Here is a 12558-nt window from a genome sequence, read left to right as displayed (position 1 = left end):
TTTTATGGTATCAGGAAATTAAAAAGATACCCTGTAAAGATTATAGATACCGTCACTATTCCAAGAAATATAGCTAAAAGAGGTGGTTTTATAACTTGTCTTAAAAGTATTGTTTCAGGAAGAGATACTGCAGTTACAGACATCATAAAGGCTAAAGCTGTACCAATAGGAACTCCCAATCTAATTAACTCTGAGACTACAGGTATCATGCCAGCAGCGTTTGAGTAAAGCGGAATTCCTATCAAAACTGCTACTAAAACTGCAAAAGGGTTATTCGGTCCTGCAATCTGAGCCAAAAAGCCAGTAGGTGCCCATCCGTGCATTCCAGATGCCATACCTATACCTATAATCACCCATATCCCAATCTTTTTTATAAGATTTATAGTGTATTCAAAAGCTTCCTTTACCCTCTCTTTAAAAGTTATCTTAATTTCTTCTACTTCTAAATCTATATCTGTCGAGACATTCTCATAAACATAACCCTCTACATATTTCTCAAGTTTCAGTGCCCCTATTATAATGCCACCAAAAAATGCGATAACTTCTCCTGAAAGTATATATATAGCAGCTATCTCCCAACCGAATAAGCCATACAAAAGAACTAGTGCTACTTCATTGACAGTGGGAGCAGCTATTAAATATGTAAAAGTAACGCCCAGTGGTACTCCAGCTTCAACAAATCCAATAAACAGTGGCACAGCAGAACAAGAACAGAATGGAGTTATTATTCCCACAAGATCGGCTAAAAGGTGAGCAAAATAAATATTTTTACCCTTTTTTACAAGAAGCGATCTGACTTTCTCTGGAGTCAAATAGCTTCTTATATAGGTTATTATAAATATAATAACCAGAAGCAAAAAAAATATTTTGGAAGTATCCTCAATAAAAAAGTGAACAGCGTTAGTAAGATGATGTCCCTTCTCAAGATGCAAAAAGTTATAAACTACGTAATCAGCAAACCAGGTAAATATTTGCATAAGATTAACTGTCCTTATCTTTATTTAACATTTCGTTAAATATTGTTTTTAGTATGTCTTCAGGCGAAGGAACCTTTCCCTTGAAAACGACCTTTTCGTCCACCACAAGAACTGGGGTAGTCATAACCTTATATTTCATTATCTCTTTTACATCCTCAACTTTATAAATAGTTGCTGGAATCTGTCCCATCTCAATAGCCTTTTTTGTGTTGTCATATAACCTATTACAATTCGTACATCCTGTTCCTAAAATCTTTATAATCACCTTTTGACCTCCTAATAAATACATTATTAATTATGTATATTATAATTATATAATAAATTTCGTCAAGTATTTATATAATTTTGCCTGATTTTGTCATACAAAAGATTTAGGGTTACATGTAACATAGTATTACAATAAATAAAGGAGGAGCATGCTAAAAACTCAAACGGATCGGCTTTAACAAAGAAAGTTCAAGCAGCCAAACCTAAAAAAATAAGGCGCCTTCTAGGTTTGAGGCCAGAAGATGCTGTAAAGTTTGTAGCGAAGCAGAATGGAGTAAAAATAATTCCTTTTATTATATTGTTAATTAATAATTAAATTTTATACGCTACCCCTTATCTCCTCCAGGAAGTCCTTTTCTCTATATTCGTGTTCAGCTTTAATTTTCTTCTTTTTTATCTTTTGATCGTATTCTCTCAGATCCTTTCTTATTATCTTTGCGCTTACTGTCTTTGGAAATGAATCCAAAAATTCTATAAAGCGAGGTCTTTTATAAGGAGCTATATGTTTCCTGATAAATCTAAACAATTCGAGTGCCATTTCGCGAGAAGGAATGTAGTCAGGCTTCAAAACTATAAAAGCTTTTGGAACTATCATCTCTCTTTCATCTGTGGTAGGCACTACTGCAACTTCAAGAACTGCATGATGTTCCATAATTTCGCTTTCAACCTCAAAAGGACTGATTCTATAGTCAAGACTCTTAAACACATCATCAGTTCTACCAACGAAATAAAAATAACCATCCTTATCTACATAAGCGGTATCGCCTGAAAGATAATAACCGCCCTTAAAAACCGATTCATTTTTAGCCGAATCATTGTAGGCATTTAAAATCCCAAGAGGTTTAATAGGATAGATATTGACACCTATTTGTCCATCTTCACCTTCATTTTTAAGATCTAGCTGATTACTCAAAATGCTCAAATTATATCCGGGGGCAGCTTTGCCCATTGAACCTTTTTTAGTGTGCTCCCCCTTAAAATTTCCAATCATAAGAGTGCTCTCAGTCTGGCCATAACCTTCTCTTAAATTAAGATTTATGTATTCTTTGACTTTCTTTATAACTTCGGGATTAAGAGGCTCGCCTGCGCTAACAATCTCTCTTAAAGAAAATTTATAACTCTTTAGATTTTCAATCAAAAAGAGTTTCCATACACTAAGTGGTGCACAAAGCGTAGTAATTTTATATTTTTCTATCTTAGACAAAATATTTTTCGGATTAAATCTACCCTTATATTTATAGATAAAAGCCGTCGCCTGAGCGTTCCAGGGAACAAAAACGCTACTCCAAGCGTGTTTTGCCCAGCCAGGAGCACTTATATTGTAATGAATATCACCTCTTGTACATCCCACCCAGTAAAGAGTTGTTAGATGGCCAACAGGATAGTTATGATTATGTGTAACTAACTTTGGCTTTGCAGTAGTACCTGAGGTAAAGAATGAGTACATTTCATCAGTTGAATATGTGATAAAGGAGGGGGAATACTCTTCTTTGAAATTGTCAACTTCAATGTAATTTATCCAAATAGGGGACTTTCCTTTACTATTATTAAAAACTGAGTTTGAATGATTCCCTACATTGACAACAGCATTTAGATATTTGTTTGCAATAACTTCAATTTTAGAAAGCTTTGGAACAATATCACCATCTACAAAGACAAACTTTATATTAGCAGTTTCTATTCTTTCTGCAACGTCTTCAGCAGGAAGCATGGTAGCAGCAGGAATTATAACCCCCCCCGCTTTCATTATTCCAAGAAGGATTTCAAATAGAGAAACAGAGTTTTCCATCATAACCATCACTCTATCCCTTTTTTGTAGTCCAATTTCCTTTAAAAAATTAGCCACCTGATTAGATCTTTTTCTTAAAAAATCGTAGCTTGCCCAGATCTCTTTTCCATCATCATCTACAAATAATAAAGCAGTATCGTTGTTATTTGATGCGATAAAATCAAAATAATCTAATGCCCAATTAAATTTCGTCAAATGAGGCCATTTAAATTCTCTTCTACACTGTTCATAATCAGGGTAAGACAAGACAAAATCCCTAAGTTTCAAAAACTCTTCTAACTCTCTTTTCATAAATTATCCCTCTCCTAAAATAATTGTCAGAATATTCTGTTATTATAACATAAAAAAAAGGAAACTTTATCTTAAGATAACTGTAAAAAAAGGAATTTACTAAAATTTTATTTTCTTTATAACTTTTTATAAAGCTCTATCCAAATTTATACTGTACACCAAACCCCCCTCTTGGGTATCTCCAAGTAATATAACTGCAAACAATTCTGCATGTGCCACATTCAACGCATGCATCATAATTAATAGAGAGTTTATCCTCTTCATCGTCGTATGAATAAACTCCCGCTGGACAAATATACGTACAGGGTCTCCCCTGACATCTCTTGCACTCATTTGGATCACTTACTCCCAGATGGCTTTCTTCGTCGATATTGTAACCTATCAAATAAAGCTTATCTTCAATTCTCATTTGAAGTTCCTCCAGACACTAAATATATCTTTAATAATGTTAAAATATCCAATTTCCTTTTTCGCTTTATTTAAGATTAACTTTATTTTATCTGATTTTGAAACTCTATCTACGTTATATATTTCATACATAGCATCTATTAAAAATTTTGGATATTTTGAAATAAGGTACTTTTTTTCTTCTAACAATTTTGGTAAATTTCTATATGTCTTTAAGTCTTTCAACACAAATGATTCTTCAAGTTTTTTCTGATAAGCGCTCAGCGTCCTCTGTGAGAAATCTCCTATCTTTCTTGCTTCAATATATGTTTTTGCTGCAAACTTTCCAGATTCAATTGCTAGATTTGCTCCTTCTCTGTGAATGCTGTTTACAAGCATAGCTGCATCTCCTACAACCATAAAACCATCATAATAGAGTTTTGGCATTGAATAATATCCCCCCTCAGGAATCATGTGAGCCATGTACTCCTTAGTTTCGCTACCGCTAATTAAGGGCTTTATTGCTGGATGGCCTTTTAAAGTTTCGAGCAAATCATTAGGATTTATTTTAAGCCTCACCAGATCTTCTATAACTGCTCCTATGCCTATAGACAAAGAATTCCTATTGGTATAAACAAAACCCATTGCTCTCATTTCTTTAAAATAGGGACCAGTTATCTCTATGGCCACTCCCTCAGAAGAGTTTGAAACTCCAAACCTATCGTTTATAACCTTATCTGGCAACTCTATAACTTCCTTTACGCCAAGAGCAACGTTATTTGTATTAATCTCTCTTCTCAAACCAAGATATTTTGGCAAAAAGGAATTAACCCCTTCAGCCGATATAACTACATCAGAATAAAGATCTCCATTTGGTCTATCGGTTCTTACACCGACTACTTTCTCTTTATCCAAAATTAGTTCTTTCACTACTGTCTCATTTATTATCATCGCAGAGGCATCCAATACTTTTTTTGCAAACCATTTATCAAATTTTGCCCTGAACACACTAAAACAATTGTACGGCTCAGCGTTATATTTTTCGCTCTTTAACCCTACAGAAAACATAGAATCATCTGATAAAAGCCAAATCTTTTGCTCCACTATATGTCTTTCTAAAGGTGCTTCTTTATAAAAATCAGGTATCAAGTCATCCAAAGAACTTCTGTAAAATATGCCACCCATAACGTTTTTAGAGCCTGGAAAAATACCACGTTCTATAATAGCAACGTTTATTCCCTCTTTAGCTAAAACATAGCCAGCAGCGAGTCCCGCAGGTCCTGCCCCTACTATTATTACGTCAAAATCATTTTTTCTCATTTGAACCTCCAGCTTTTAGCTTATCGCTAAAAAATTGAGTTAGTCTTGGTAAAATCTCTATAGCATCTCCTACAATTCCATAAGTTGCTATGTCAAATATTGGTGCATGAGGATCTTTATTGATGGCAACAATAATTTCAGAAGATTTCATTCCAGCCAGATGTTGAATTGCCCCAGATATTCCTGCAGCTATATAAATCTTTGGATGAACAGTTTGACCAGTTTGACCTACTTGTCTTGAGTATGGAGCCCAACCCATTTGAACCACCTTTCTTGATACAGCCCATGTGCCTCCCAAAGTTCTTGCAAGGTCTTCTAGAAGCTTTATATTCTCCTTTTTTCCTATTCCCCTACCCCCTGCTATTATTACGTCGTAAAAGCTCAAATTTACTTTATCAGATTCAGTCTTAACTCTTTCTAAAATTTTTTTTGGTATTTTATCCTCAAAGAACTCAAATTCTTCTCTAATCTTTTCAATGTTTACAGGATCTTTTATTGCCTGGAAAACTCCAGGCCTTACTGTAGACATTTGAGGCCTATTGTCAGGACAATATATTACAGCCATAAGATTCCCACCAAAGGTTGGACGGGTCATTAATAGATTTTTTGCGTCTGATTCAAAGTCTATATCGAGCGCCGTAGTATCAGCAGTTAATCCTGTATCAAGTTTGGTTGCAAGTGTCGCTGCTATATCTCTACCAAGAGTGGTCGCTCCAATTAATATTATTTCAGGTTTATATTTTTCAATTAAATATAGAAGACTATCCCTGTAAGGTTCAGTTCTATATTCTTTCAGCACAGGGTTTTCAACAAAATAAAATTTTTCAGCTCCATATTCTGATAACTTATTTGAAAAAATCTCAACTTTATCCCCTACAGTAAAGGCACAAATTTTACATCCTAAGTCTTTTGCCAGTTGGCGACCTTTAGTTAATAGCTCCAGAGAAACGTGCTCAATTCTCCCATTATCGTGTTCTATAAAAACCCATACATCTTTATATTCTCTAATATTATGAGTCATAACACAGTCTCCTATAATTTGCCCATTTCTTTTAAAACGGGTTCTAATTTCTCAAATAGAGCTCTTGCCACATCGTTAACGCTAGCCTCAATAATCTCTTTTCTCTCTCTCTTAGGCGGGACAAAGACTCTCTTTACCTTCGTAGGAGAACTTTTTAAACCACACTTTGTTGGATCAATCTTTATATTATTTGAGTTAAGCACGCGTATCTCTAACTTTGCAGCTCTAATTAAATCTGGAAGAGGAGAAAATCTAAGAGTATTCAACTCTTTTTCTGTAGTAATCATACACGGTATGGTAACCTGAAGGGTTTCAAAACCTCCTTCGATTTGTCTCTGAGCTATCACATAGCCTTTCTCAGGATTTACTTCTATTATTTTTATAGCACAAGTCACAAGTGGTATATCAAAGCGAGTTGCCAAACCAGGGCCAGTTTGAGCGGTATCACCGTCAATAGCCTGTTTGCCAGCCCAAAATATATCAACTGGCCCATTCTCCTGTATAACCTCCTGTGCCCCTGCCCACAAAGCATAACTTGTAGCCCAGGTATCAGATCCTGCAAAGACCTTATCACAAAGAAGATATGCCTTATCCGCTCCCATGGATAAAGCTTTTCTTAAAGCCTCTTCGGCCATTGGAGGACCCATACTTAAAACTGAAACTATTCCACCAAATCTGTCCTTTATCTGGACAGCTGCTTCAATAGCGTGAGCGTCGTAAGGATTGATTATTGCAGGAACTCCGTCTCTAATCAGGGTCCCAGTATGATAGTCTACTCTAACCTGAGCTGCATCTGGAACTTGTTTAATAAAAACTAAAGAGTGCACATAAACCTCCTTCAGATAAAAATTACTTAAAAAGCTATTAAAATTTAATAGCTTAAAGAATACTAAAAAACTTTTAGAGTAAATTTTATTTTAATTTTATATTTTTACTCTGATCTTAAGTATTTATTACCTTAAATAAATTTTAAAAATCATACTTTTACAGCCTTAATCCTTATGCGTACATAATCTGCAAAATAGCTCCCATCTCTGAATAAAGCTGGCTTGAGAATTTCTTCTATAGACTTATAAGATTCTTCTTTTTCATCAACTGATAACTCCTCAAAAAATATTCCGAAAAATATATCTAGCCAGTCTCTTAATCCTCTCTCTTTTCCTCTGAGTCTGGTAGGCCTTTCAAATAGATACGCTTCTATTACCTTAAAGCCTTGATTCTCAAGTAATAAAGTATATTCTTCCACAGAAGGGTAGAACCATGGATTAAGTTTAGCTGCATCAATTTTATATTTAGAAAGTACCTCATATATCGCTTTTATAACCATATCCACATTGCCCCTACCTCCAAATTCGGCCACAAATCTGCCGCCTTCCTTTAAAGCAAGATAAATTGATTCAATTGCTAAAGAGGCTTTTTTCACCCAATGAAGAGCTGCATTAGAAAAAACTGCATCAACTTGGCTTTTTAATCGAAAGCTTTCTGCTAAATCTACGAAAAATTGTATTTCAGGATATTTTTTGCGTGCTCTTTCAATCATAGCAGGAGAACAGTCTATCCCTATAGGTTCTGCCCCAAACTTAAAGATTTCATAAGTCAAGTCGCCAGTTCCACAACCAAGATCTAAAATGCTCTCACCGGGTATAGGGGATAACAATTGAAGCAGTTCTTTCCCAAATTCGGAAACAAAACCTACTTTCTTATCATAATTTTCTGCATCCCACTTGTTCAAAAAATAATTTTACCCCTTAGTTATTTATAATTTTATAGTAAAAATATATTCATTAATTTTGTCAATACGATTTGACATACAAAATATTATATAATATAAAATAAATTATATTCAAATATTATCTTCCGAAGAAGAGTTAAAAATAAAGAATAAAAATTTATGTTTTTTGTTCGGTGAAGTCTTTCCCCCCGTTTTAAAATAGTCTGTAGTGTCACCTACAAGCACATCGTTTATGTCAAGAGGTTTTATTTTTTGAGGCTTTGAGAAGTCAATATCAGAAAGTTTTATGAATTTTTTAGCATTCTTTGTTCTCGAATACCAATAAATTTCTTTTTTTGTAAGATCATATCCCACAGTCCACTGAGTAATCCCTTCATAAGGTAGCTCTCCAATGTCATTTTGCGCAGTTTCCCTCATGATTTTGAATGCACCACAAATTGAATCTTTATGATATATTTTCATATCGTTATATAAAATTGCTGCCTTTACAAACCTATTTTCGCTATTTGCTTCGGCGTCCTTTGGAAAGTTTAATTTCCCTCCAAAGCCTTTATATCTCTTTAGGTTATCTAAGCTCGATTGGTAAAAGTTGTTCGTTAGAATATCAAGTTCAGGATTTTTATAAATTATAACCCTGCTATCAGGCAATATGTCTACTATTGCAGTGTTACCTGAACTGTCAGCCATAATATAGTGCAGGTTAACTAACATGTCAGCATAATTAAAATTGATTATTTGAATATTCTTGATAGCAGTTAAAGCATCATCTACATCTGCACAATTATCAAGAAGATACTCTATCAATTCCCAATTGTTTATAGAAACTTTTTTAAAATCTAAATTACTTATAGCCTTTCCGTCGTTGTCATCAAGCCACAAAGATGAAACCCAAAGGCCTTTTTCGTTCATTCCATCTACAGGAATACTTATCTGACCGTATAAAAGACTGGTTTCAACAACATCAAAAGTTATACTGCCATACTTTGAAGTCCATTCAGCACTCTTGAAATCATCATCATCGTTGTCCTGTAAAAAATCCGCTTCCTTTTTAATTCCTCTTTCATGTCTTGCCACAAGGGCATGTCCATCAGTCCAATCAAAGTTTCTTGCTGCAATTATATCTTTCCCATGCAAAACAACTGCTGTACACCCAAATGCCATAGAGCCTATGCACAGTAGTGCAAAAAGCGTCAGAACTATTACAAACAAACCTCTTGCTTTATAAAACAAATTATCCTCTCAAAGCTTTTTATGAAATACGATTATTGGAAAAATTATGTAACACAATACTCAATAATATATTTATATTATAATATAGATTAATATTTTTATAAAGTTTTAATTAACATTGCTTAGCTACTCTGAAAACAAAGCCTTTTAAAGCCGAATTCATAGGCAAAAGCGGCACACGTCGTTCCAAACAGAATAATTTCTTTTCCAGAACTGTATTCAACTAACTCATCAATTGAACCGTTTACAAGAGTTGAGCCAGTCATGAAAACTAAATCGCTTTCTTTTATTATATCCTTGTTCAATTCGTAAGATTCAATTAAGCTCCCATTTTTTAATTTCCCAATATTCTCTGGATCCATATCAGTCACTCGCATATTAAAATACTTTGAAAGAGCTGATATGAATGCCGGTTGATATCCTATAACTGCAACTTTTAAATTTCTATAGTTTTCTATAAATTGTTCTAATGCTTTCCTGGCACAAAGTTCAGGCCCTTCATCTCTACAGTGGACAGTATCATTTAAAAGCCCAAGATATCTGTAAGTAGCATTGATAGTTGCAACTATCAATGCCCTATTTTGTTCTTGCGACTCGTTCAATTTATTTATCTCTTCAAGACGGCCAACATATTTAGATGGAATTGAGGTAAACGCCTGACCAATTGAATTTTTGATTTTAGCTTGAATTAATAATTCTTTTCCTTTTAACAGTGGAAAGTCATTCCTCTGTGGTTCTCCAATTGCTTCCTTTGGAGTAAGACCCTTAATTTCTACGCTTATGCTCTCCCCCTGAAGTCCCATATCAACCACTCTTCTCCACCATCTATCTTTCAAAGAACTAAGTAGCATCCTTTTCACCTCACGAATAAAAATAATTGGATATTAAAGTTTTAAATAAAAATTTCTTATTTGTAAGATTTATAAACATATTATAACCTTTATCTATACTTTAAAGCTTTAAAAGGAGGTGAAAGAATGAAAGCTTATGTAAACGAAACTCTGTGCATTGGCTGCGGAACCTGTGAAGCGCTTTGTCCCGATGTATTTAAAATGGATGGCGCTGTGGCAAAAGTCATCTCAGAAACCTGTAGTGATTGTTGCCAGAGCGCTAAAGAATCCTGTCCGGTTGAGGCTATATGGTTAGAATAACAAATCAAACACTATTTATAAGTTTTTGTGCAATCCACTTATCTGGATAGCTAAATCATCTATCTTTTTTAGATCTTCATCTTTTGGCATACCCTTTATAAGGACAGGGGATATTATATGTGGCTTTAGTGGTGAAAGCATATTTGAAACAATATCCACAACTTTTGACCCCCAACCGTATGAACCTATTAAACCAAAGTATTTCGTTTTTGGTTTCAGGGCAGATACCAAATAAGTAGCATATAAAGCTGCAGGATGAGGCCCCAGCAATACCGTAGGCGTTGCAAGCACAATAGTTGCAGCATCAACCATATGGATAGCTATTTCTCCTATATCAGTTTTTGTTAAACTAAATTGTATCACTTCAATATTAAGATCTGTCAAGCTTTGGACAAGTCTTTCGACCAATATTTTAGTACTTCCATGCATAGAAACATACGGTATCAAAACAAGATTTTTCACTTTGTCCGATATCCAATCTTCGGTTGCGTTTACTATAAATTTTGGATCCTGATAAACAGGGCCATGACTTGGAGCAATAATTTTTGGGGAAAGACTCTTTACAATCTCCAAGTTCTTTCTGACATTATTTCTAAATGGCATCATGATTTCAGAATAATATCTCTTAGCAGCCATATATACAAGGGATTCATCAGTCACATAAAGTTCACTTGTTGCAAGGTGTGAACCAAAAAAGTCGCACGTAAAAAGTATTTTTTCTTCTTCCAAAAAAGTAATCATAGTCTCTGGCCAGTGCACCCATGGAGTTATCTTAAATTGTAAGGTTTTTAAACCAAGTTCTAGTTTGTCGCCCTCTTTTACTACCAGAAATTTATCGCTATCTATGTGCAATAAGTCAATCAGAAAGTCCTTGCATTTAGAATTAGTTACAACCATAGCATCAGGATAGAGATTTAATACGTCACCAATTGATCCACTATGATCTTGCTCAGCATGATTCGAGATTACATAATCCACTCTCACGTTCAGCCTCTTGAGATCGTTTATTAGTTCATACGTTTTCGTAGGGTCTGTAGTGTCAATGAGAGCACATTTATCGCTTCCTTTCACAAGATATGCATTATAAGTAGTTCCATACGGCAAAGAAATTAGCTCATCGAAGACCCTTCTATCCCAATCATTAGACCTCAAAGACCAAACGCCTTCTGAAATCTTTTTAATAGACATTTTAAATATCCTCCTTTTAAATTTTTTTTATAACTATCTGAGCTTTTCTAAACAGATAAAGAGGGAGTGCAAAACCACTAAATATATGAACAAGTCTACTAAATGGTAGTATTAAAAACAAAGTAAAACCAAAAAACATATGAACTCTATAAATTACAGGAATCATTACAAGATAATTTATTGCCTGAAATCTAAAAGTTAAGAGATTTTTTACATATTGAGATAGATACAGTAAAAGATGTCCATCTCTCTCAAATAGAAAAGAATAAATTACACACGTCATGCCTAAACACAGTGTAAAAAAGATCCACAAGAGGACAAAGATGTCCATCGAAGTTGACATTGCTAAAACTAATTGGTTAGTAAGCCTTCTAAATATTAATAGCAATACACCAACAACCGTTATAATTCCAAAAATGGATCCAAAAATTATTTCTATCATCTGATGGACGCCACTTGATAGTCCCACAAGTTGAAAAATTCTCTCAGGAGTGAGAAGGCCAAATAGGTGCCCAAAAAATAACGCCAAAATACCAAAGTGAAATAGATTGCTTCCTACCTTTAATATTTTGTCCTCAAAGATCTCGCTTGAGGCTGTTTTCCAATTATAAGGCCTATAAAAAAATCTAAATATGCTCACAGATACAAATATGCTCAAAACTACATAGGGATAAAAGAGAAAAGTAAGATAATCAAAGTAACTCATCTAACGCCTCCTTATCTAAAAGGATCTCAAATAAGCTGTAATATGGACTTTTCGATTCAAAAAGCCTAGAATATAGGTTTTGAAAAGCCAATTTATACTTGTTCAAAAGCTTTAAAGCAAATTCTTTTTCTACACAAGAAAGGAATTCAATGAATAGTGGAATGTAGTCAGGCAATTCATTATTTTTTGGGCTAAAGCCAAATTCATTGTAAAGAGATTTTATCTTAACCAATTCATGACCTTTTTGAGAGTTGTTTAAGCGCATGTGATCTAACATACAAAGAGAATTTTGGGGTGTGAGATCAAAGATATCTACGTAATATTCCTGCAAATCCAGGGTGGATTTGCCTCTGTAATAAGCTGTAAATTCTTTGAGATATTCGTATAAATTTAGATTTTTTGCATTAAATTCAAATTTTTCGATCTCTAATCTATACATATCATCTGGATATCTAAAGAGAAAAGAAAGTGCCTTCATAAATTCTGAAAAATTCATAAT

The 12558-nt window shown here is 34.2% G+C and carries 14 protein-coding genes; 1 reads left to right on the top strand and 13 read right to left on the bottom strand.

Translation table 11 applies throughout. The features are described from left to right. Nucleotides 1-2: 2 nt before the first annotated feature. From TDSAC_RS00485 to TDSAC_RS00440, 10 genes are all read right to left on the bottom strand, one after another. Nucleotides 3-977: a permease gene (locus tag TDSAC_RS00485; RefSeq protein WP_108307832.1), complete on the bottom strand. Its 975-nt coding sequence runs from the start codon at nt 975-977 to the stop codon at nt 3-5. 4 nt (nt 978-981) lie between these two features. Next, the gene (locus TDSAC_RS00480; protein WP_108307830.1) at nt 982-1242 is read right to left on the bottom strand and encodes a thioredoxin family protein; all 261 of its coding nucleotides are present in this window, start codon (nt 1240-1242) and stop codon (nt 982-984) included. Between the two features lie 321 nt (nt 1243-1563). Then, nucleotides 1564-3324 (bottom strand): AMP-binding protein, encoded by a 1761-nt coding sequence (locus TDSAC_RS00475; protein ID WP_108307827.1) that lies wholly within the window; start codon nt 3322-3324, stop codon nt 1564-1566. A gap of 136 nt (nt 3325-3460) precedes the next feature. Continuing rightward, nucleotides 3461-3733: a ferredoxin family protein gene (locus TDSAC_RS00470; protein ID WP_108307824.1), complete on the bottom strand. Its 273-nt coding sequence runs from the start codon at nt 3731-3733 to the stop codon at nt 3461-3463. Further along, complete coding sequence (locus TDSAC_RS00465; RefSeq protein WP_108307821.1) at nt 3730-5031, bottom strand: FAD-dependent oxidoreductase; 1302 nt, start codon at nt 5029-5031, stop codon at nt 3730-3732. The genes TDSAC_RS00470 and TDSAC_RS00465 overlap by 4 nt, the downstream gene beginning before the upstream one ends. Next, nucleotides 5018-6052: an electron transfer flavoprotein subunit alpha/FixB family protein gene (locus TDSAC_RS00460; protein ID WP_108307818.1), complete on the bottom strand. Its 1035-nt coding sequence runs from the start codon at nt 6050-6052 to the stop codon at nt 5018-5020. Before TDSAC_RS00460 ends, TDSAC_RS00465 begins: the two co-directional genes overlap by 14 nt. 11 nt (nt 6053-6063) lie before the next feature. Continuing rightward, nucleotides 6064-6879 carry an electron transfer flavoprotein subunit beta/FixA family protein gene (locus TDSAC_RS00455; RefSeq protein WP_108307816.1) on the bottom strand — a complete coding sequence of 272 codons (816 nt, stop codon included), beginning with the start codon at nt 6877-6879 and terminating at the stop codon, nt 6064-6066. 149 nt (nt 6880-7028) lie between these two features. Beyond that, nucleotides 7029-7784 (bottom strand): class I SAM-dependent methyltransferase, encoded by a 756-nt coding sequence (locus tag TDSAC_RS00450; protein ID WP_108307813.1) that lies wholly within the window; start codon nt 7782-7784, stop codon nt 7029-7031. Nucleotides 7785-7895: 111 nt separating this feature from the next. Beyond that, complete coding sequence (locus TDSAC_RS00445) at nt 7896-9014, bottom strand: linear amide C-N hydrolase (RefSeq protein WP_108307811.1); 1119 nt, start codon at nt 9012-9014, stop codon at nt 7896-7898. A 122-nt stretch (nt 9015-9136) separates the two neighbouring features. After that, nucleotides 9137-9865: a Rossmann-like domain-containing protein gene (locus TDSAC_RS00440; protein ID WP_108307809.1), complete on the bottom strand. Its 729-nt coding sequence runs from the start codon at nt 9863-9865 to the stop codon at nt 9137-9139. 126 nt (nt 9866-9991) lie between these two features. On the opposite strand from TDSAC_RS00440, the gene TDSAC_RS00435 reads away from it, so the two are divergent. Beyond that, nucleotides 9992-10165: a ferredoxin gene (locus TDSAC_RS00435; RefSeq protein WP_108307806.1), complete on the top strand. Its 174-nt coding sequence runs from the start codon at nt 9992-9994 to the stop codon at nt 10163-10165. A gap of 15 nt (nt 10166-10180) precedes the next feature. On the opposite strand, the gene TDSAC_RS00430 is transcribed toward TDSAC_RS00435, so the two are convergent. The 3 genes from TDSAC_RS00430 to narJ are packed head-to-tail and all read right to left on the bottom strand — an operon-like array spanning nt 10181 to nt 12555. After that, a complete protein-coding gene (locus TDSAC_RS00430; protein ID WP_108307804.1) occupies nt 10181-11353 on the bottom strand; it encodes an FprA family A-type flavoprotein in 1173 nt (390 codons plus the stop codon). Nucleotides 11354-11369: 16 nt separating this feature from the next. After that, complete coding sequence (gene narI / locus TDSAC_RS00425; protein WP_108307802.1) at nt 11370-12059, bottom strand: respiratory nitrate reductase subunit gamma; 690 nt, start codon at nt 12057-12059, stop codon at nt 11370-11372. Then, on the bottom strand, nt 12046-12555 hold the full coding sequence (gene narJ, locus TDSAC_RS00420; RefSeq protein ID WP_108307799.1) for a nitrate reductase molybdenum cofactor assembly chaperone: 510 nt from the start codon (nt 12553-12555) through the stop codon (nt 12046-12048). Before narJ ends, narI begins: the two co-directional genes overlap by 14 nt. Nucleotides 12556-12558: the final 3 nt, after the last annotated feature.

The organism is Thermodesulfobium acidiphilum, assembly GCF_003057965.1.
GTDB classification, from domain to species: domain Bacteria; phylum Thermodesulfobiota; class Thermodesulfobiia; order Thermodesulfobiales; family Thermodesulfobiaceae; genus Thermodesulfobium; species Thermodesulfobium acidiphilum.
This window is presented reverse-complemented; position numbering and strand designations above follow the sequence as displayed.

Bases quoted from the DNA above. Each gene is read 5' to 3' on its own strand.
- TDSAC_RS00470 (WP_108307824.1), bottom strand. From the start codon at position 3,733: ATGAGAATTGAAGATAAGCTTTATTTGATAGGTTACAATATCGACGAA.
- narJ (WP_108307799.1), bottom strand. From the start codon at position 12,555: ATGAATTTTTCAGAATTTATGAAGGCACTTTCTTTTCTCTTTAGATAT.
- TDSAC_RS00460 (WP_108307818.1), bottom strand. From the start codon at position 6,052: ATGACTCATAATATTAGAGAATATAAAGATGTATGGGTTTTTATAGAA.
- narI (WP_108307802.1), bottom strand. From the start codon at position 12,059: ATGAGTTACTTTGATTATCTTACTTTTCTCTTTTATCCCTATGTAGTT.
- TDSAC_RS00485 (WP_108307832.1), bottom strand. From the start codon at position 977: ATGCAAATATTTACCTGGTTTGCTGATTACGTAGTTTATAACTTTTTG.
- TDSAC_RS00465 (WP_108307821.1), bottom strand. From the start codon at position 5,031: ATGAGAAAAAATGATTTTGACGTAATAATAGTAGGGGCAGGACCTGCG.
- TDSAC_RS00435 (WP_108307806.1), top strand. From the start codon at position 9,992: ATGAAAGCTTATGTAAACGAAACTCTGTGCATTGGCTGCGGAACCTGT.
- TDSAC_RS00430 (WP_108307804.1), bottom strand. From the start codon at position 11,353: ATGTCTATTAAAAAGATTTCAGAAGGCGTTTGGTCTTTGAGGTCTAAT.
- TDSAC_RS00475 (WP_108307827.1), bottom strand. From the start codon at position 3,324: ATGAAAAGAGAGTTAGAAGAGTTTTTGAAACTTAGGGATTTTGTCTTG.
- TDSAC_RS00440 (WP_108307809.1), bottom strand. From the start codon at position 9,865: ATGCTACTTAGTTCTTTGAAAGATAGATGGTGGAGAAGAGTGGTTGAT.